Here is a 19,367-nt window from a genome sequence, read left to right as displayed (position 1 = left end):
ATGTCGAGGAACTTGACGTCCTCGTCCTTGATGAACTTCAGAACCTCGGATGAATCTTTGAACATGGAGTCTCCAAGATCGGGTGTGGAACACGCCTGAACGGGATCAGGCCCGCCTCGACGCTATCGATGACCGGTTGCCCGGCAGTATCCCCCGTGTTTCGGGGATGTTACAGCGACGCGGATAAGCTGACCCGGTGACGGCAGGTACCTCCGACAATACGGGACATCGCGACAGCACCTATCCCGGGGAGCGACTCGGGCTGCCCCGGTCGGGCTCGGGGAGCATCGCGAGACTCGGTCGACGCGTCGGCGCTCTCGCCGTCGATCTGGCAACGGCGACATTGATCGCCTACGCGTTCTTCCCGGTCCTGGACGAGGTCACCGGGTTCCGGTACGCCAATCCGGTCGCGTCGAACCTGATCTTCGTCGCCGTGCAGGTGCTGTTCATCCCGACGCTCGGGGGAAGTCCGGGACATCGACTGTTCGGCATGCGGATCGTCCGTGTCGACGGGGGCTGGAGCGGCCTCTGGCGTCCGGTGGTGCGCACACTGCTGCTCGCCCTGATCATCCCCGCCGTGATCTGGGATGGCGATCACCGCGGCCTTCACGACAAGACCGCGGGGACGGTCCTCGTCCGCGGTTGAGGCTCAGCGCGGGCGCGGCGCGCGCGCACGCATCGGGTCGATGCCCTTCGGGATCGGCAGCGAGGTGACGGACTGCGAGACCGAGTCCACGCGCTTGACGACAGCGGCCATCGTCGTACGGTCGACCTTCTTGGGGAACGACTTGATGGTCGCGGAGAGCTTCGAGATGGGCACGTCGCCCTCACCGTGGCCGATGTACAGCACATTGATCGGAACGCCCGAGGCCACGCGCTGGACCTTCATCTTCTCGTCGTTGACGAGTCGGGTCAGCCGCCCCCGCGCGCCCTCGCCCACGATCACGACACCACCGCGGCCGATCACGCGGTAGACCGCGTCCTGCGTCTTCGGGTTGACCCCCACGGGCATCTCCGAGGCCACCCAGCTGCGGCCGAGCGAGGTCGACAGCACGTGACCGGCAGCTCCCGGCATCCCGTCGAGCTTGATGTACATCGCGCGGGTGGACAGACGTGTGAGCACGATCATGGCGCCCAAGAGACCGAACAGCAGGCCGGTGACACCCCACAGGATCACGCTCCAGATGGCCGCAGGCGGGATGAGGAACCCGATGAGGACGCCGATGCCGATTCCGACGACCACGACAGCGGCCAGCACCCACGGCAGCCAAGAGAATTCGGCCTTCGTGAAGGTGTAGAGCGAGCGGATCTGGGAGAAGAAGCCAGGGCCCTTGTCGGGTGCGGAACTGCGGGATGCCATGGCACACAGCCTACCGTCGCGGCGACACGGCGCACGCGCACGCGGTGCGACGAGAACTCCTCCCCAGCGTGGCGAACCCTTGGCGTCTGCACAGTTGACCCGCGCGGCGGCCGGCCCGGTCCACGAGCGGCGACACTCACGATATGAGCATCGATTCCGGTGTGCTCGCCCCGCCGCCGCTGCTGAGGACGCTGGGCGCCGCCGACGCCCCGTTTCCCGGCGACCTGCGCGCGGGCACGCCTCCGAGAGTGTGGGTGCCCCTGCAGGATCTGCCGAGCGAGATCTGGCGGGTACGGGGCGGCGAGCATGTGCTCGCCCCCGTCGACCTGGCGCGCACTCCGGACGGTCACGCCGCCCTGCTCCCGCACTGCCCGCACCGACTCATCACTCTCGTCGCCGGGCGTGTGTGGGAGGCGGGAGCGCTCGTCACCGCCGCCGTCAGTGTGCTGCGTGGCGCCGCCGAGGCAGAGCGCTGCGGGTTCACCGTCGGCTCCTGGTGGGTGGATGCCGACGGGTGTCCACTCCTCGCTGCGACCGGACCGGCCTGGCGGGACGATTCCGTCGCACTGCTGAAGGAGCTCGCCGAGGCTGCCGCGCCGGGTCTGCGGCAGGCGGTGCTCGACGCCGCGGAACTGATCAGCGAGGGTCGCATCACGCCGGGGCGGCGCGAGCGTGCGGAAGATGAGCTCTTCGCCGCCGCTGAACCGGCTCCTCTGCCGACCGCCGACGCGAACAGGGGGGTCGCGGCCATCCCGGCGCCGCGTCGGGCCGTACACCGCGGTCGAACCGGCGACGATCTCGCCTCGGATGCGTCGAGCTGGGTCGCGCCGCTCGTCGAGCGCGATCTTGCCGCTCGTGCGCTGAACGTCCTGGGCGATGTTCGCTCCGCGCTGAGGCGCACGATGAGCGCGACGCGCAGGCACGGGCTGACGGCGGTACGAGACCGGGCCGGACGCCGCGCCCTGTCGGCGACGACCACACGGGCGCACAAGGATCGTGCGCCACGCCGCCGCCGGCGATCCCCGCTGCTCGTGGCCGCTGCCGCGGCCGCGATCATCATCGCCGTGGGTCTCGCGTGGCCGGTCGACGAGAGCGCTTCATCCACGACGCCCGCGGCATCCACACCGTCGCTGGACAGCGGCGCCGTGTCCACCCCGGCGGCGACCCTCGACTCCGGCGCGTCGGATGCCGCAGCGCCTGCGCCGTCGCACAGCGCCGACGAAGGCGACATCGCGCGCCGCCTGCTTGCCGATCTCGCGTCATGCGCCCGGGAGCAGGTCGCCGACTGCTCCGACATTCTGGAGGACCCGAGCGCCGGCGTTCCTGACAGCGTCGTCGTCGAGGACGCTGAACTGCGCGAGGTCACCCTCCTCGACGAGTACGGCGGCGTGGCCGCCTATCGCGTCTCCGGCGGACAGCAGCCCAGCCAGGTGCTCGTTCTCGTGCAGGTCGACGGAAAATGGCTGATCCGCGACGTGTACGACGTCGCGGATCAGCCATGACATGCGAGCCCGTTGGCCGGGCGCGCGCTCAGATCCCCAGGTTGGCCTCGAAGTCCGCCGTCTCCAGGCGGGTCTTGACCGCACCCAGGAAGCGGGCCGCGTCGGCGCCGTCGACGATGCGGTGATCGTACGACAGTGCCAGATAGACGTAGGAGCGCACGGCGATCGCCTCGACGCCGTCGACCTTGACCACACCGGGCTCCTTCACGACCGCGCCTGTGCCGAGGATCGCGGACTGCGGAAGGAAGACGACCGGGGTGTCGAAGAGGGCGCCGCGGGAGCCGGTGTTGGTCACGGTGAACGTGCCACCGGCGAGCTCGTCGGGCTTCAGCTTGTTGTCGCGCGTGCGAGCGGCGAGGTCGGCGATCTCGGACGAGATCCCCGCCAGCGTCTTGGCGCCCGCGTCACGGAGAACGGGGGTCAGCAGGCCGCGCTCGGTGTCGACCGCGATCGAGATGTTCTCGGTGGCGGGGTAGACGATGTCGGTGCCGTCCACCGTGGCGTTGATCACCGGGAACGCCTGCAGCGCCTCGGCGGCAGCGAGGACGAAGAACGGCAGGAACGACAGCTTGCCGCCCGTCTTCGCGACGAAGTCCTTCTGGACCGCCGTGCGGTACGACGCGACCTTCGTGACGTCCACCTTCACGACCGTGGTGAGCTGGGCCGTCTGCTGCATCGAGGCAACCGCGCGCTCGGCGAGCACCTTGCGAAGACGGGACATCGGCTGGGTCGTGCCGCGCAAGGGCGAAACCTCGAGCGGGGCGGCCGCCGCCGGAGCGGGCGTAACAGCCGCGGCTGCAGGAGCGGCCTGGGCAGCCTCGGCCGCCTTGAGCACGTCTTCCTTGCGGATGCGACCACCGACACCGGTCCCGGTGACGGACGCCAGGTCCACACCCTGCTGCTGCGCGAGTCGGCGCACGAGGGGAGTGACGTAGGTCGCCGCGTCGTCGGCAGGCGCGGCAGCGGGAGCAGGAGCAGCGGCCGGTGCAGGCGCCGCAGCGGGAGCAGGCGCCGCAGCGGGAGCAGGAGCGGCAGCGGCAGCAGGAGCGGCCGGCGCTTCGGCAGCCGGAGCGGCCGGTGCTTCGGCAGCCGGAGCAGGCGCAGCTGCCGCCGGAGCAGCGGCTGCAGGGGCACCCGAACCGATGCGCGCGAGCACGGCGCCGACGGCGACCGTCTCATCCTCGGCGACGAGGATCTCCTGCAGCGTGCCGGCGATCGGAGAGGGGATCTCGGTGTCGACCTTGTCGGTCGAGATCTCGAGGAGCGGCTCGTCGACGGCGACCTCTTCGCCGACCTGCTTGAGCCAACGCGTCACCGTTCCCTCGGTGACGCTCTCACCCAGCTCGGGAAGAACGACGTCCTTCGCATCGCCGGACGGCGCAGCGGTGGCCTCAGGAGCCGCGGGAGCCTGTTCGGGGGCGGGAGCCGCTTCGGCCGGAGCCTGCTCAGCGGCGGGCTGCTCCGCGGCGGGCGCATCGTCGGACGGTGCGGCAGCCGAGCCGTCTCCGATCTTCGCGAGAACGGCGCCGACCTCGACGGTCTCGTCCTCAGCGACCAGGATCTCCTCGATCACGCCGCTGACGGGAGAGGGGATTTCGGTGTCGACCTTGTCGGTCGAGATCTCGAGCAGCCCTTCGTCGGCCTGGATCGTGTCACCGACCTTCTTGAGCCAACGGGTGACCGTTCCCTCGGTGACGCTCTCTCCGAGCGCGGGGAGGACCACGGATGTGCTCATGACTGTGTCTCCTTCAGAAGTTCGATGTCCGACAACTAGCTTAGTGACCCTCACGGGGCCGAAGCGGTGACGTGTCGGACGGGGGAGGAATGGTGGGGGTTTTCAGAGGGCGTGCAGAGGCTTGCCCGCGAGGGCGAGGAACGCCTCGCCGAGCGCCTCGCTCTGCGTCGGGTGCGCGTGCACGTACGGCGCGATGTCTTCGGGGTGCGCTTCCCAGGCGACGGCCAGCTGGCCCTCGCTGATGAGCTCGCCGACGCGATCGCCGACCAGATGGACGCCGATCACGGGCCCGTCGACCAGGCGGACGATCTTGACGATGCCGCCCGTGCCGATGATCTCGCTACGGCCGTTGCCGGCCAGGTTGTACTCAGAGACGGCGACCGCGTCGCCGTGCGCGGCACGCGCGGCTGCCTCGGTGATGCCGACGGAGGCCACCTCGGGGTGCGAGTACGTGACCCGCGGGATGGTGTGCTCCGCGACCATGACGGGGCCGAGGCCCGCGATCTCCTCGGCCACGAAGATCCCCTGCTGAAAGCCACGGTGGGCCAGCTGCAAGCCGGGGACGATGTCGCCCGCCGCCCAGACGTGCGGGACCGATGTCCGCAGGCGCTCGTCCACGCTCACGAAGCCGCGCTCGAGAGCCACCCCCGCCTCATCGAAGCCCATCCCGGCCGTCGACGGACCGCGTCCGACGGCCACGAGGAGGTAGTCCGCGCTCAGCTCGCTGCCGTCAGCCAGGACGATCGTGACCCCGGCATCCGTCTGCGAGACGGAGGCGAAGCGGGAACCGAGTCGAGAGACGATGCCGCGCTTGCGGAAGGCACGCTCCAGGGCTTTGCTCGAGGAGATGTCCTCCGCGGGCAGGAGGTGGTCGAGCGCCTCGACGATCGTGACCTCCGCACCCATCGATCGCCACGCGCTCGCGAACTCGACGCCGATGACCCCGCCGCCGAGGACGATGACCGACGCGGGCACCTCTGCGAGCGCGAGGGCCTCTTCGCTGGAGAGGACCCGGCCGCCGATCTCGATGCCGGGCAGGGTGCGCGTGTGCGAGCCGGTGGCGAGAAGGACGTCGGCGCCGCGATAGGTGTCCTCGCCGACCGCGACGGCGGGACCGTCGTCGTCGACGACCAACCGTCCCTCCTCGGTGACCACCGTGATCCCGCGCGCCTTGATGAGGCCGGTGAGTCCCGCGAACTTCTTGGCGACGATGCCCTCGCGGAAAGCGGTGACCCCCGCCACGTCGATGCCCTCGAACGTCGCCGCCACGCCGACGCTCGACGCGTCACGGACGGCATCGGCGATCTCTGCCGCATGCAGGATCGCCTTGGTCGGGATGCAGCCGCGATGAAGGCACGTGCCGCCGAGCTTGTCCTTCTCGACGAGGGTGACCGAGCGACCGAGCTCGGCCGCGCGGATCGCCGCTGCGTATCCGGCCGATCCGCCGCCCAGGACGACGAGATCGGAGTGGTGTGCGGTCATCGTGCGTCTCCTTCGACGAATGCGAGCAGGGATCGGACGGTGGCCGCGGTGGGGCCCTTGTCCGTGGCACCGGTCGCGGATTTGGTGCTCCCGCTGCCGGCGATGTCGAGGTGCACCCAGGGGATGCGAGGCGCGTCCGCGTCGTCGGAGACACGCCCGACGAACCGCTGGAGGAAGAGTCCGGCGAACAGCGAACCGCCCGTCGGGTCGCCGATCTTCGCGTTGACGAGGTCGGCGATGGGGGAGTCGAGCTCCTCTTCCATATGCGCCGGCAGCGGGAGCGGCCAGGCCAGCTCGTCCGCGGACTCCGCCGCATCCAGGTACTCGGCAACCGCTTCCTCCGAGCCCATGACACCGGTGTGGCGAGAGCCCAGCGCCACCGAGATGGCTCCGGTGAGCGTGGCGACGTCGACGATCACGTCCGGGTGCGTGCGGCTGGCCGCGACGAGACCGTCGGCCAGGACGAGCCGTCCCTCGGCGTCGGTGTTCAGCACCTCGACAGTGGTGCCGCCCAGAATCCGCAGCACGTCTCCGGGACGCGTTGCTCGTCCCGACGGCATGTTGTCGGCGAGACAGAGCCATCCCGACAAGCGCACCGGCAGACGCAGCTGCGCGGCCGCACGGACGACGGCCAGCACCGTCGCCGCGCCGGCCATGTCGTACTTCATGCCCACCATTCCCGCGGGCGGCTTGAGCGAGAGCCCACCGGTGTCGAACGTGATGCCCTTGCCGACGATCGCGACATGGCGCTCGGCATCCGCAGGGGCGTAGTCGAGTCGCACGAGACGGGGCGGTCGGTCCGAACCCTGCCCCACGCCGAGGATGCCCCCGTAGCCGTCGGCGGCGAGCTGCTTCTCATCGAGGACGACGACGTCCACGGGAAGCTCCGCCAGCGCCTCCCGAGCGGCATCCGCGACGTCCTGCGGCGCCAGCCACTCGGCCGGGGTGTGGACGAGATCCTTGACGAGCGCGGCGGCGTCGCCGACGGCCTGCGCTCGCGCCAGCGCCGAGGCGGCGGGGGGCCGCTCACCGCGAATGACCACGTGTGACGCGCGAGCAGCAGCGGCAACCGACTTGTATCCATCGAAGCGATACGCGCCGAGCACGGCGCCCTCCGCCACGGCTCGCCACCCGTCGTCATCGACTGCCGGGGCTTCGACGGCCACGGTGTCGAAGCCGGTCGTCGTTCTCAGAGCGGCGCCGACCGCTTCACGCAGCGCCGCGGTGTCGGGCGCGGGCCCGGTGCCGACGACGATCAGGGGCAGCGACGTCGCCTCCGGCGCGTACGCGCGCACCGTTGCGCCGAGCGCGCCCGAGAAACCCACGCCGTTCAAAGCCGAGGCCAGCCCCGGCCACTGGTCGAGAGCACCCGCATCGTGATCGAGGGGAGGGAGGGCGAGCACGAGGGCATCGGCCTTCGTCTCACGCAGCGGATCGGTCGTGTACGACAGCTCGGGAAACGCCATGACCTCCATCCTAGGTTTGCGTCGTCCGGGGTCGGCGACGCCCGAGGGCGGCGAGCCGCACCCCGCGTGTTCGCTGTCAGCGGCACGCGGACCAGCGCCCGGGGAAGGCTCGTACAGTGGACTCATGCCCTTGAGCGGTCCCCTGTACGAGCGTGTGGCGTCGTCCCCGCCGGTCCCTGCCGACCTTCCGCTGGTGATCGTGCTGACCGGGTTCACGGATGCCGGGGGCGCCGTCTCGCAGATGGTGGAGATGTTCCGCGACGACCTCGAGCCCGCGCCGATCGTGACCTTCTCGGCCGACGTGCTGCTGGATTACCGCGCGCGCCGCCCGACGATCACCTTCGACGCCGACCATCTCGCCGACTACCGCCCGCCGCGCCTGGAGCTCTCGCTCGCGCATGACGCGCTCGGTCAGCCCTTCGTTCTGCTGGCGGGGTACGAGCCGGACTTCGCCTGGGAAGCATTCACCGAGACGGTCGTGGGCTTGGCCGAAGGATTGCAGGTGTCGTCGGTGACGTGGGTGCACGCCATTCCCATGCCTGTACCGCACACGCGCCCGATCGGCACGACGGTGAGCGGGACGCGCGCCGACCTGACACAGGCGCACTCGGTGTGGCAGCCTCACACGCAGGTGCCGGCGACGGTCGGTCATCTCCTGGAGCACCGCTTCGCGCAGAGCGGAGCCTCCGTCGCAGGATTCGTCCTTCTGGTCCCCCATTACCTCGCCGACACTGACTACCCCGCCGCCGCACTGGCGGGATTGGACAGCCTGTCGGTGGCCAGTGGCCTCGTTTTCAACGTCGACGATGTGCGCGAGGAGAACCGGGAATACGTCGCGAAGGTGGACGACCAGGTGGAGGGCAACGCCGAACTGACCTCCATGCTGCACGCTCTCGAAGAGCGGTACGACGCCTACATGGCCGGATCGAACCTCGGCCAGCCGATCATCCACCCCGGCGATCTGCCCAGCGCGGACGAGCTCGCCGCAGAGCTGGAGCGCTTCCTGGCCGACCGTCGCACCGACGATCACCGCCGGGACGACGACCGCCGCGGCGACGAGTGGCGAGGCGACGACCGCCGCGGTCGACGCTGAGCGGAATGCCCACCGTCCCCGCGACGTTATGGATGCTGTGGGGATCCTGATGGACTGTTGCGCACGGTCTGTCAGATGATGTATGCGACAATGGATCCCTGACCCGTTGTCGAATCGCGGTCGGCTCGTGACGAGGCGACCACGGACTTGACAAGGGTCTTACTCCTGTCCGAAAACCCGACGCCTGCGTCGGTGAAAGGCAAGACGTGACCTCAGGCACGAAGACCACCCGCTCCCGCAAGGTCGAGGAGGAGGAAGCCACGGAGTCCGCCACGGAACAGGCGACGACCACGACCGCCGCCAAGAAGGCGGCGTCGAAGACTCCGGCCAAGTCGAAGGCGGCCCCGAAGAAGGCGTCCAAGAAGACGGCGTCCGATGACGACGAGGAGATCGACGACGACGTCGATCTCGACGACACCGACATCGAGGACGCATCGGACGACGATTCCGGCGACGACGCCGCCGAGTCATCGACCGGGGCCGACAAGAAGGGCGATGACGACGAGGACGATGAGGACGGCGCCACGAAGCCGGCCTTCTCCGAGCCCCTTCCCACCGGCGCCATCGTCATCTCCTCGAGCGACGAAGACGATGTCCCTGTCTACTCGACGCAGATCACCGGTGCGACCGCCGATCCGGTCAAGGACTATCTGAAGCAGATCGGCAAGGTGCCGCTGCTGAACGCGGCCGAAGAGGTCGAACTCGCAATGCGGATCGAGGCGGGACTGTTCGCCGAAGAGAAGCTCTCACACATGTCGGCGTCGGAGAAGTCCAGCCAGCTCGGCCTGGACCTGCAGTGGGTCGCACGCGACGGCCAGCGCGCCAAGAGCCACCTGCTCGGCGCCAACCTGCGCCTGGTCGTCTCCCTCGCCAAGCGCTACACGGGCCGCGGCATGCAGTTCCTGGACCTGATCCAGGAAGGAAACCTCGGTCTGATCCGCGCGGTCGAGAAGTTCGACTACACCAAGGGCTTCAAGTTCTCCACGTACGCGACGTGGTGGATCCGTCAGGCGATCACGCGCGCGATGGCCGATCAGGCACGCACCATCCGTATCCCGGTGCACATGGTCGAGGTCATCAACAAGCTCGCCCGTGTGCAGCGGCAGATGCTGCAGGACCTCGGACGCGAGCCCACGCCCGAGGAGCTCTCGCGCGAGCTGGACATGACCCCCGAAAAGGTCATCGAGGTGCAGAAGTACGGCCGCGAGCCGATCTCGCTGCACACCCCGCTCGGCGAGGACGGCGACAGCGAGTTCGGTGACCTCATCGAGGACACCGAAGCCGTCGTCCCGGCGGATGCCGTCGGCTTCACCATGCTGCAGCGACAGCTGGAGTCGCTCCTGGACTCACTGAGCGAGCGCGAGGCGGGTGTGATCCGCATGCGCTTCGGCCTGGGCGACGGACAGCCCAAGACGCTCGACCAGATCGGCGATACCTTCGGCGTCACGCGCGAGCGCATTCGTCAGATCGAGTCGAAGACCATGGCGAAGCTCCGACACCCCTCGCGATCGCAGTCGCTGCGGGACTACCTCGAATGAGCGGGGAGCTTCCCAACGACGGCAAGGCGCTCACCGTCACCATCGAGGGGACGACGTTCGCACGGATTCCGATCCGCACGCGCGTCGTCATGCCCGGCGACAGCCTCGATGAGGTGATCGCGGAGTACGCGGCCGACCAGGTGACGGACGGCGACCTGCTGTTCATCACCGAGAAGATCGTCGCGATCACGCAGGGCCGTTCGTACACGCTGGACGAGATCCGCCCCCGCCGCCTGGCGCGCTTCCTGTCGAAGTACGTGACGAAGACCTCCTACGGCATCGGGCTCGGCATGCCGGAGACGATGGAGATGGCCCTTCGGGAGTGCGGTACCCCGCGCATCCTCTTCGCCGCGGCGATCAGCGCGATGACGAAGGCGTTCGGACGCCGGGGCGACTTCTACCGCATCGCCGGCGACAAGGCGCGCGCGATCGATGGTCCCACCAACGGCACCATCCCGCCCTACGACCGTGCGGTCGTTCTGGGCCCGACGCGCCCGGCCGAAGTGGCCGCACGCATCAAGTCGCTGCTCGGCCGGAACGTGCAGGTCGCGGTCGTCGACATCAACGACATCGGCGGGAACATTCTCGGCTCCACACTCGACAGGGCAGGGGAGCGTCGGCTCGTGCGGATCCTTGCCGACAACCCTCTGGGCCAGGGTCGCGAATCCACCCCCCTCGGAATCATCCGGGCGGCGTGAGACCGCGCCGACAGACGCGAAACGCCGGCGACCTCGTGTGAGAGCGCCGGCGTTTCGCGTCGGCGATCAGAAGCCCATCGCGGCGCGGTAGCGAGGAAGGTGACCGTGGCGGATCCCCGTCGCGGAAGGCTTGTTCTCGAAGACACCCGCGCCCCAGTTGCCCTCGACCAGGATTGGTCCGGTGGGGGTGACGACGACGTCCCAGCCGACGTAGCGCACCTCGGGGATCACGAGTGCGACGTCGGTGATGAGCGCACGCACCTCTTCCATCATCGGAAGCCGGTAGTCGGCGATGCGGAAGCCGGTGTCGGGGTGGGTCTCGAAGAGTTCGCCCGCGGTCGAGTAGCCCATGCCCATGGCTCGCCCGTCCTCGTGGAGCGCGGTGTAGAAGCCGCCGAACGACGCCTGGTCGCTGACCTGACCGCGACCGAACTTCTGCGCCATGTTGATGATCTCGACCGCGCCGTCGTCCTTGACGAACGTCGTGACTCGGGTCGTGTTCGCCGTTCCGGGAGCGATGGCTTCCAGGTCCGGGTGCTGCACGATGCGCTCCTCGATGAGCACCTCACCCTTCGCCAGCAGCTCGGCGTGGAACGCGGGCCAATCACTGACGGCGCTCGCATCGTAACGACGAACCCCGAGCCCGGACTTGCTCACGGGGACTTTGGCGATGAACACGGGATGCCGCTGGGCGAAGGCCTCCAGCTCGTCGGCGTTGCCATCGACGAGCTCCAGCCACTGACGTCCCAGGAAACGGTCGAAGTCGCGGTTGAAGTCGACTTTGTTGTGGAAGCGATGCACCTGGGCGGGATCGTCGTAACGGTTCGAGAGCTCCAGCGCGAGGGGACTGGTGACCCAGGTGGCCCGCTCGGCGCGTGTCAGGATCGCGAAATCGAACTCCATGTAGTCGTTGAATCCGACGCGATGGCGCGCCGCCGACCAGAGCATGTCGACGAACACCAGCGGATAGCTCTTCCCGTGCACGCGCGCAGTGAACCGCGCCCTCTCACGCACCGATGCGATATCGAGCCCGCGGGCACGCTCGAAGAGCACTTCGAAACGATGCAGGAGAGGAAGGCCTCGAGGCGCCATGACAGAGTCCTTCCGGGGACGGACGGAAAAGGAGAACTCCGCCAGTCTACGTGTGAGGGCTCAGCGCGCGTCGGCCAGACGAGCCGTCTCGTCGTGCCACGACGTCGCGATTGCGCGCAGCTTCTCTTCGTACTTGCGTCCGTGGTGCGCGCAGAACAGCAGTTCGCTGCCGTTGACTTCGGCCGCGATGTAGGCCTGGGCTCCGCACGAGTCGCAACGGTCCGTCGCGGTCAGTCGGTACTCGAGGACGTCAGGCTCAGCGGTGGTCGACATGCTCATTTCGGTTCCTCCTCGGTACATGAGATGCGGTGCGATGTCATGACATATAACCACGCCGTGGGGTCAGCAATGCCGCGATCCGGTCACATTTCGCTGTGCGCGTACCCCGCCCCCGCGCTCATCGTCCGCGGTCGTCGGGGCCTCTGTGTGTCGCAGCCGAGGTGTCCGCGGGGCTGGATACGCTTGAGGATTGTGACCGCCGAGTATTCCGCCCACCACCTCCAGGTGCTCGAGGGCCTGGAGGCTGTCCGCAAGCGTCCCGGCATGTACATCGGCTCGACGGACTCGCGCGGGCTCATGCATTGCGTCTGGGAGATCATCGACAACTCGGTCGACGAAGCCCTCGCGGGCTACGGCTCGCGAATCGACATCGTCCTGCACTCCGATGGCAGCGTCGAGGTCCGCGACCGTGCGCGCGGCATCCCGGTCGATGTCGAGCCGCGAACCGGGCTGAGCGGCGTGGAGGTCGTCTTCACCAAGCTGCACGCCGGCGGGAAGTTCGGCGGCGGCTCGTACGCGGCGTCGGGTGGCTTGCACGGCGTCGGCGCCTCCGTCGTCAATGCCTTGTCCGAGCGCCTGGATGTCGAAGTCGATCGCGACGGCAAGACCTATGCGATGTCGTTCCGTCGTGGAGAGCCCGGCCAGTTCGCGGGGCCCGGGCCCGAGTCGCCGTTCACCCCGTTCGAGAAGGCCTCGCAGTTGCGGGTCGTCGGCAAGGCTGCCAAGGGCGTCACCGGAACGCGCATCCGCTACTGGGCCGACCGTCAGATCTTCACCAAGGATGCGACATTCCACGCCGAGGAGCTGGAGCAGCGGGCGCGTCAGACGGCGTTCCTCATCCCGGGTCTGGAGATCGCGATCATCGATCAGCGCGGAGAGGAGATCGTCGAAACGTCCCATCGCTACGACGGCGGCATCTCCGAGTTCGCGGACTTCCTCGCGCCCGATGCGGCGATCACCGACACCTGGCGACTGACCGGGTCGGGCACGTTCACTGAGACCGTGCCCGTGCTGCAGGCGGGCGGAGCGATGGTACCGACCGACGTCGAGCGCGAATGCGAGGTCGACATCGCGCTGCGCTGGGGGACGGGCTACGAGACGGTCACGCGCTCGTTCGTGAACATCATCTCGACACCCAAGGGCGGAACGCATCAGGCGGGCTTCGAGCAGGGCCTGATGAAGGTCGTCCGCAGTCAGGTCGAGCAGAATGCTCGACGCCTCAAGGTCGGCGCGGGGGAGAAGCTCGAGAAGGACGACATCACCGCCGGTCTGACGGCCGTTCTCACTGTGCGACTGCCCGAACCCCAGTTCGAGGGCCAGACGAAGGAGATCCTGGGCACGCCCGCTGTTCGCGCCATCGTCGCGAATGTGGTCGCCAAGGAGCTCGCCGAGCGATTCTCCTCGAGCAAGCGCGACGACAAGGCACAGACCGCGCTGCTGCTCGACAAGGTCGTGTCCGAGATGAAGGCGCGAATCTCGGCCCGCACGCACAAAGAGACCCAGCGCCGTAAGAACGCCCTCGAGTCGTCGTCATTGCCCGCGAAGCTCGCCGACTGTCGGACCTCGGACGTCGAGCAGTCGGAGTTGTTCATCGTCGAGGGCGACTCGGCCCTCGGCACGGCGAAGCTCGCGCGCAACAGTGAGTATCAGGCGCTGCTGCCCATTCGCGGCAAGATCCTCAACGTCCAGAAGGCCTCGATCAGCGACATGCTCTCCAACGCGGAATGCGCGGCGATCATTCAGACGATCGGCGCGGGCTCTGGCCGAAGCTTCGATCTCGAAGCGGCGCGTTACGGCAAGATCATCCTGATGAGCGACGCCGACGTCGACGGCGCGCACATCCGCACGCTCCTGCTGACGCTGTTCTTCCGCTACATGCGCCCCCTCATCGAAGCGGGGCGTGTGTATGCCGCCGTCCCGCCGCTGCACCGCGTCATCGTGGTCAATCCCGGTTCGAAGCCGAACGAGACGATCTACACCTACTCGGAGCAGGAGCTGCACACGCTGCTGGCGAAGGTGCAGAAGTCGGGACGGCGCTGGCAGGAGCCGGTGCAGCGCTACAAGGGACTCGGCGAGATGGATGCCGATCAGCTCGCCGAGACCACGATGGACCGTGCGGGGCGACTGCTGCGGCGCGTACGCGTTCAGGATGCCGAGGCGGTCTCGGGAGTGTTCGAACTGCTCATGGGCAGCGATGTGGCACCGCGACGCGACTTCATCGTCACCTCCAGCGACCGACTCGACCGTGAGGCCATCGACGCCTGAGCTCGTCCGGACCCTCAACGACGCGGGGCCCGAGACCGATCTGGGGGGGATTCGGTCTCGGGCCATCGCCGCGGCTACGGGGGACATCCGGATGACGTCGAGCCCCGAACGGTCTCTTCGTCCCCGAAATCACGGACGTCTCGCGCCGTGCCCTGTGAAGAACCGACTGGGGATCAGTTCTTCGGCTAGCAAAAGGTTAGGCGCGCATAGGCGGCGCCAACGTGAACCATCGGTGGAACCGACTGCGACTTTCGTCTACTTCGACGCGTATGCGTAAGTTTTTTCCTGATCAGCCTGAAAGGGGCAGTGACGCGCTCACGACCCACCCCTGGGACTTCCGTTCCGATTCGAAGGTGCCGCCGAACAGTCGGAAGCGCTCTCGAAGACGCATGATGCCGTAGCCCGACGCCGGGAGTCCGGCGGTGCGCGCCGGCGGTGAGTCGTCAGCGAAGGTGAGGTGCACCCAACCGCGCTCGACACGGAGAACGATGGAGACCGTGTGGGCGCCGGTGGCGTGCTTGAGCACGTTCGTCGCGCTTTCGCGGATGACACGGGTCAGCGCAACAAGGGATGCGCTCGGCAGTCGGAGGTCGGCGGGCACGTCCGCAGTGACCGCAATACCCGCCTGTCCGAGTTCCTTCGTGACGGCAGCGATGGTGCCCGTGATCCCGTCCGGCGAAGACACACGTTCGGGGGAGAGGTTCTCTTCACCGCGAACCATCCCGAGCACGCGACGGATGTCGGTGAGCGCCTGCACCGCCGCTTCGCGGATCGCCGTCTGCGACTGCGACCGCGTCAGCATGTCTTCGGTGCGGTCCAGGACCGCGGCGTGCAGAGCGACGATGGTGATCTCGTGCGCGACGATGTCGTGCAGCTCGTCCGCGATGAGGTCTCGTTCGTGTTTGAGCTGCTCCGCGACCTCTCGCTCGCTCACCTCGAGTTGTAATGCCAAAGATTGAGCCCTCTCGAACTGTCGCCGGATCGCCAGCCCGATCGAGAGACTGACGAGGCTGAGGAGGGCTATGACGAAGGCGCCGAGGGGTTGGAACCCGGTCTCGGGCCGAGCAAGAACGGCGGCGAGCCATGCCGCCAATGTCACGACGTACACGGCGGTGAGCATCGCGCTGCAGGTGAACGCAACCAGCCCCACGACTGCTGCCCCCGCAAGGAGGCTGTCGGAGACTCCGGTGATGCCGGCGATGAGAGCAGCCACGGAGAGGACGACTGTCGCGACCGGCGGCCGCCACGCGAAGATAGCGACAGCCAACGTGATGGTCGTCGTCACGATTGCTGAAACCACGCTGGTGGCGATTCCCGTACTCGCCCGGAAAAGCGAGTCGATCACAACCGCCGCAGCGACAAGAATAATGACAAGCCGACGCGCCAACGGGCGTAGTGGCTCGTATGCCCAAAAGGGCGTCCGCACATAACGGAGCAGGTTCTGACGGACGGAGGTCACATCGCGATTATCTCGCGAATGCGCCGCCACTTACTTCCAGAGACCCAGCTGCTGTCCGATCCAGTACCACATGTGTTTCACCTCCTGCAATCTCTCGAATCGATTCTTCAAACGGAGGTCATCTCGCACGACCGACGTATGGCTACATCAATGGCGACTTTCGTCGACATCGATCGGAAGAGTGCACATCGCGCGGTTCGTAAGATGGTGCTGTGACCCAACCGATTCGCGTGATCATCGTCGACGACGAGTCGCTGGTGCGCGCCGCACTGCGCGTCTTCCTGGACTCTTCAGACGGGTTCGATCTCGTCGGCGAGGCCGACAACGGCATCGACGCCATCGCGCTGGTGCGCAGCACGCACCCCGATGTCGTGCTCATGGACGTGCAGATGCCCAAGATGGACGGCATCGAGGCGACCCAGCGCCTCACGCGGGAGTTTCCCGGGATCAAGATCGTGGCGCTGACCACGTTCTCCTCGGAGCGGGTCATCGTCCCGATGCTCAGTGCCGGCGCCGCGGGCTTCCTGGTGAAGGACACGTCGCCCGACCGCATCCTCGACGCCGCGCGCCTCGCTCACGAGGGCGGCTACGTGCTTTCGCCACGCGTCGCGAAAGAACTCGTCAGCTCGGTGCAGCAGAACGAACCTCCCGCGCCGCGCCAGCTGGGCCGAGAGGAGGAGCTCACCGAACGGGAGCTGGAAGTGGTCACGCTTCTCGCGCTGGGAATGTCCAACGCGGAGATCGCCGCGGCGATGTTCGTGTCCGAAGCGACGGTCAAGTCACACCTCGGCCGCATCACGGCGAAGTGGGGCGTGCGCGATCGCATCCAAGTGCTGATCCGCGCAACCCAGTACGGTCTCGTCTCTCTGGGCTGACGACCGTCAGGCGATCGCCGTGCCGACGGCCGCGACGACCGCATCCAGTGGCTGTCCGGAGGCATCCCGCTTCGCCCCCGGCTCCGGCAGGGTACGCACGGCGCCGTCCGCCGCCAATGCCCGCGGCTGCGCACCGATCCAGGCGAGAGTGAGGACGTCCTCGCCCTTCAGAAAACGCTGAGCGCGCACGCCGCCGGTCGCGCGACCCTTCGGCGGGAACTCGTCGAACATCGACACCTTCGCGCTGCCCGCGTCGGTCCCGGCGATCGCCTGGGATGAACCGGCGATCGTGACGACCACGGCATCGGCCGGTTCGGTCACCACGTTGAAGGCCACGACGGCGGCTCCCGCGCTCAAACGGATGCCGGCCATGCCGCCCGCCGCGCGCCCCTGCGGCCGCACGCTCGCAGCCTCGAAGCGCAGGAGCTGAGCGTCGGAGGCCACGAAGACGAGTTCAGCGCCGTCGGGGGCCACGGCCGCACCCACAACGAGGTCGCCGTCCTTCAGCGCGATGATCTCGGCCTCGTGCTTTCCGGGCGCGAGCTCCGAGGTCGCGACGCGTTTGACGACTCCCTGTGCGGTGCCCAGCGCGATGACGACGTCACCCAACGGCACGACGGCCACGACGTGCTCACCCGATCCCAGACCGAGGTACTGGTCGGCGCGGGTGCCCGCTGCGAGCTGGACGGCATTGGCCGGCACCGACGGCAGATCGATGGGCGAGAAGCGCACCAGCCGGCCGCGCGTCGTCACGGCGCCGAGCTCGCCCCTCGTGGTCGTGTCCACAGCGGAGAGGATGCCGTCGTGCTTCGCCCGCCGCGTCGGAGCGACGATCTCGCCGGACTCGCCGAGTTCGGCGCGCACCATCCGCCCGGTCGCGGACAGGAGCACGCGGCAGGGGGAGTCGGCGATCTGCAGGTCTACCGGTGCGGCGCTGCGTGAGCGCGGCGCGACGGGTCCGCCGTTGAGCAGAAGGGTGCGACGGGGTGTGCCGAAGGTCTCGGCCGCGGCATCCAGCTCTCGGGCGACGTGCTGCCGGAGGAGCACATCGCTGGCCAGCAGAGCCTGGAGGTCGGCGATCTCCTTCTTGAGCGTGTCCTGCTCGGACTCCAGCTCGATGCGGGAGAAACGCGTGAGACGCCGCAGGCGCAACTCCAGGATGTACTCGGCCTGTACCTGCGACAGGTCGAAGACGCTCATGAGCTTCGCTCGCGCCTGCTCGGTGTCGTCGGAGGTGCGGATGACCTGGATGACCTCGTCGATGTCGAGGATCGCGATGAGAAGACCCTCGACGAGGTGGAGGCGTTCCTGCTTGCGCGCGAGGCGGTAGCGGCTGCGGCGCGTCACGACCTGGATACGGTGATCGAGGTAAACCCGCAGCAGCGGCTTGAGACCGAGGGTCTGCGGCTGCCCGTCCACGAGGGCGACGTTGTTGATGCCGAAGGAGTCCTCCAGCGGGGTGAGCCGGTAGAGCTGCTCGAGGACGGCCGCGGGATCGAAGCCGGTCTTGATGCCGATGACGAGGCGCAGGCCGTGGTTGCGGTCGGTGAGATCGTTGACGTCCGCGATGCCCGTGAGCTTCTTGGCGTTGACCGCGTCTTTGATCTTCTCGATGACGCGCTCGGCGCCCACCATGTACGGCAGCTCCGTCACGACGATGCCGGTGCGGCGGGGGCCGAGCGACTCGATCGATGTCTTCGCCCGCGTGCGGAAGGTTCCGCGTCCGGTCTCGTACGCCTCGGTGATGCCGTCGAGTCCGACGATGATGCCGCCGCCGGGGAGGTCCGGTCCGGGGACGAACTCCATGAGCTCGGCGGTGGTGGCGTCGGGGTTCTCGAGCAGATGGATCGCAGCGGCGACGACCTCGTTGAGGTTGTGCGGAGCCATGTTGGTCGCCATGCCCACCGCGATGCCGGAGGCGCCGTTGACGAGCAGGTTGGGGAAGGCGGCGGGGAGGACGGCCGGCTGCTGGAACTGCCCGTCGTAATTGGGCACGAAGTCCACGACGTCCTCGTCGAGGTTCTCCGTGAGAGCGAGCGCGGCCGGAGCCAGGCGCGCTTCCGTGTACCGCGCCGCCGCGGGCCCGTCGTCGAGCGAACCGAAGTTGCCGTGGCCGTCGACCAGGGGCACGCGCAGCGCGAACGGCTGAGCGAGGCGCACGAGCGCGTCGTAGATCGCCGAGTCGCCGTGCGGGTGCAGCTTTCCCATGACCTCGCCGACGACGCGGGCGCTCTTGACGTGCCCCCGGTCGGGTCGCAGCCCCATATCCGCCATCTGGAACAGAATGCGCCGCTGCACCGGCTTGAGACCGTCGCGGGCATCGGGGAGAGCGCGCGAGTAGATGACCGAGTACGCGTACTCCAGGAACGAGTCCTGCATCTCGGCGGAGACATCGACATCCTCGATGCGGCCGTGGTCTTCAGGAATGGACGCGGTGCGCGAAGCTGCCATGGATCTGCGGTTCCCTCGGTGCTCGGGTGGGCCGGGAAGTGGGGCCGCGCGCCATGTGCGAGACTGGCCCCG

Annotated in this window: 15 protein-coding genes; 7 read left to right on the top strand and 8 right to left on the bottom strand. The window is 68.1% G+C overall.

Going from position 1 to position 19,367, the window contains the following annotated elements; all coding sequences use genetic code 11:
• Positions 1 to 196: 196 nt before the first annotated feature.
• A complete protein-coding gene (locus ABS64_RS10885) occupies positions 197 to 646 on the top strand; it encodes an RDD family protein (protein WP_005049466.1) in 450 nt (149 codons plus the stop codon).
• 3 nt (positions 647 to 649) lie between these two features.
• Here the strand turns inward: ABS64_RS10885 and ABS64_RS10880 are convergent, their stop codons facing one another.
• On the bottom strand, positions 650 to 1,360 hold the full coding sequence (locus ABS64_RS10880) for a DUF4191 domain-containing protein (protein WP_005049467.1): 711 nt from the start codon (positions 1,358 to 1,360) through the stop codon (positions 650 to 652).
• 143 nt (positions 1,361 to 1,503) lie between these two features.
• Between ABS64_RS10880 and ABS64_RS10875 the strand changes: the two genes are divergently transcribed.
• Positions 1,504 to 2,862, top strand: a complete 1,359-nt coding sequence (locus ABS64_RS10875; RefSeq protein WP_005049468.1) for a hypothetical protein — start codon at positions 1,504 to 1,506, stop codon at positions 2,860 to 2,862.
• 28 nt (positions 2,863 to 2,890) lie between these two features.
• Here the strand turns inward: ABS64_RS10875 and sucB are convergent, their stop codons facing one another.
• The 3 genes from sucB to ABS64_RS10860 form a co-directional block, all read right to left on the bottom strand.
• Positions 2,891 to 4,597, bottom strand: coding sequence for a 2-oxoglutarate dehydrogenase, E2 component, dihydrolipoamide succinyltransferase (gene sucB, locus ABS64_RS10870; RefSeq protein ID WP_005049469.1), 1,707 nt, complete (start codon positions 4,595 to 4,597; stop codon positions 2,891 to 2,893).
• A 102-nt stretch (positions 4,598 to 4,699) separates the two neighbouring features.
• Positions 4,700 to 6,079 (bottom strand): dihydrolipoyl dehydrogenase, encoded by a 1,380-nt coding sequence (lpdA, locus tag ABS64_RS10865; RefSeq protein WP_005049471.1) that lies wholly within the window; start codon positions 6,077 to 6,079, stop codon positions 4,700 to 4,702.
• On the bottom strand, positions 6,076 to 7,545 hold the full coding sequence (locus ABS64_RS10860; protein ID WP_292683529.1) for a leucyl aminopeptidase: 1,470 nt from the start codon (positions 7,543 to 7,545) through the stop codon (positions 6,076 to 6,078). Before ABS64_RS10860 ends, lpdA begins: the two co-directional genes overlap by 4 nt.
• A 124-nt stretch (positions 7,546 to 7,669) precedes the next feature.
• On the opposite strand from ABS64_RS10860, the gene ABS64_RS10855 reads away from it, so the two are divergent.
• The 3 genes from ABS64_RS10855 to ABS64_RS10845 all read left to right on the top strand — a co-directional run bounded on the left by ABS64_RS10855 (position 7,670) and on the right by ABS64_RS10845 (position 10,874).
• On the top strand, positions 7,670 to 8,638 hold the full coding sequence (locus ABS64_RS10855) for a PAC2 family protein (RefSeq protein ID WP_204947061.1): 969 nt from the start codon (positions 7,670 to 7,672) through the stop codon (positions 8,636 to 8,638).
• Positions 8,639 to 8,844: 206 nt separating this feature from the next.
• Entirely contained in the window at positions 8,845 to 10,176 is a 1,332-nt protein-coding gene (locus ABS64_RS10850) for an RNA polymerase sigma factor (protein ID WP_292683526.1), read from the top strand.
• Positions 10,173 to 10,874: a coenzyme F420-0:L-glutamate ligase gene (locus ABS64_RS10845; protein WP_061683148.1), complete on the top strand. Its 702-nt coding sequence runs from the start codon at positions 10,173 to 10,175 to the stop codon at positions 10,872 to 10,874. The genes ABS64_RS10850 and ABS64_RS10845 overlap by 4 nt, the downstream gene beginning before the upstream one ends.
• A gap of 66 nt (positions 10,875 to 10,940) precedes the next feature.
• Here the strand turns inward: ABS64_RS10845 and ABS64_RS10840 are convergent, their stop codons facing one another.
• Complete coding sequence (locus ABS64_RS10840) at positions 10,941 to 11,858, bottom strand: sugar-transfer associated ATP-grasp domain-containing protein (protein WP_363331284.1); 918 nt, start codon at positions 11,856 to 11,858, stop codon at positions 10,941 to 10,943.
• Positions 11,859 to 12,026: 168 nt separating this feature from the next.
• Positions 12,027 to 12,245 (bottom strand): hypothetical protein, encoded by a 219-nt coding sequence (locus ABS64_RS10835; RefSeq protein ID WP_005049478.1) that lies wholly within the window; start codon positions 12,243 to 12,245, stop codon positions 12,027 to 12,029.
• 189 nt (positions 12,246 to 12,434) lie between these two features.
• Here ABS64_RS10835 and ABS64_RS10830 point away from each other — a divergent pair, with 189 nt between their 5' ends.
• Positions 12,435 to 14,510 (top strand): DNA topoisomerase IV subunit B, encoded by a 2,076-nt coding sequence (locus ABS64_RS10830; RefSeq protein ID WP_292683534.1) that lies wholly within the window; start codon positions 12,435 to 12,437, stop codon positions 14,508 to 14,510.
• A 289-nt stretch (positions 14,511 to 14,799) separates the two neighbouring features.
• Here the strand turns inward: ABS64_RS10830 and ABS64_RS10825 are convergent, their stop codons facing one another.
• Positions 14,800 to 15,723 (bottom strand): histidine kinase, encoded by a 924-nt coding sequence (locus ABS64_RS10825; protein WP_292683520.1) that lies wholly within the window; start codon positions 15,721 to 15,723, stop codon positions 14,800 to 14,802.
• A 458-nt stretch (positions 15,724 to 16,181) separates the two neighbouring features.
• Between ABS64_RS10825 and ABS64_RS10820 the strand changes: the two genes are divergently transcribed.
• Positions 16,182 to 16,844: a response regulator transcription factor gene (locus tag ABS64_RS10820; protein ID WP_061683142.1), complete on the top strand. Its 663-nt coding sequence runs from the start codon at positions 16,182 to 16,184 to the stop codon at positions 16,842 to 16,844.
• A gap of 6 nt (positions 16,845 to 16,850) precedes the next feature.
• Here ABS64_RS10820 and ABS64_RS10815 read toward each other — a convergent pair whose 3' ends face one another.
• A complete protein-coding gene (locus ABS64_RS10815) occupies positions 16,851 to 19,295 on the bottom strand; it encodes a DNA topoisomerase IV subunit A (protein WP_292683517.1) in 2,445 nt (814 codons plus the stop codon).
• Positions 19,296 to 19,367: the final 72 nt, after the last annotated feature.

The organism is Microbacterium sp. SCN 69-37 (genome assembly GCF_001724435.1).
Taxonomy (GTDB): domain Bacteria; phylum Actinomycetota; class Actinomycetes; order Actinomycetales; family Microbacteriaceae; genus Microbacterium; species Microbacterium laevaniformans.
Note: the sequence above shows the minus strand (reverse complement) of the source record. Positions and strands in the feature narration are given on the sequence as shown.

Coding starts and splice junctions, on each gene's coding strand:
- sucB (WP_005049469.1), bottom strand. CDS start 4,597: ATGAGCACATCCGTGGTCCTCCCCGCGCTCGGAGAGAGCGTCACCGAG.
- ABS64_RS10835 (WP_005049478.1), bottom strand. CDS start 12,245: ATGAGCATGTCGACCACCGCTGAGCCTGACGTCCTCGAGTACCGACTG.
- ABS64_RS10875 (WP_005049468.1), top strand. CDS start 1,504: ATGAGCATCGATTCCGGTGTGCTCGCCCCGCCGCCGCTGCTGAGGACG.
- ABS64_RS10860 (WP_292683529.1), bottom strand. CDS start 7,545: ATGGCGTTTCCCGAGCTGTCGTACACGACCGATCCGCTGCGTGAGACG.
- ABS64_RS10845 (WP_061683148.1), top strand. CDS start 10,173: ATGAGCGGGGAGCTTCCCAACGACGGCAAGGCGCTCACCGTCACCATC.
- ABS64_RS10855 (WP_204947061.1), top strand. CDS start 7,670: ATGCCCTTGAGCGGTCCCCTGTACGAGCGTGTGGCGTCGTCCCCGCCG.
- ABS64_RS10815 (WP_292683517.1), bottom strand. CDS start 19,295: ATGGCAGCTTCGCGCACCGCGTCCATTCCTGAAGACCACGGCCGCATC.
- lpdA (WP_005049471.1), bottom strand. CDS start 6,079: ATGACCGCACACCACTCCGATCTCGTCGTCCTGGGCGGCGGATCGGCC.
- ABS64_RS10880 (WP_005049467.1), bottom strand. CDS start 1,360: ATGGCATCCCGCAGTTCCGCACCCGACAAGGGCCCTGGCTTCTTCTCC.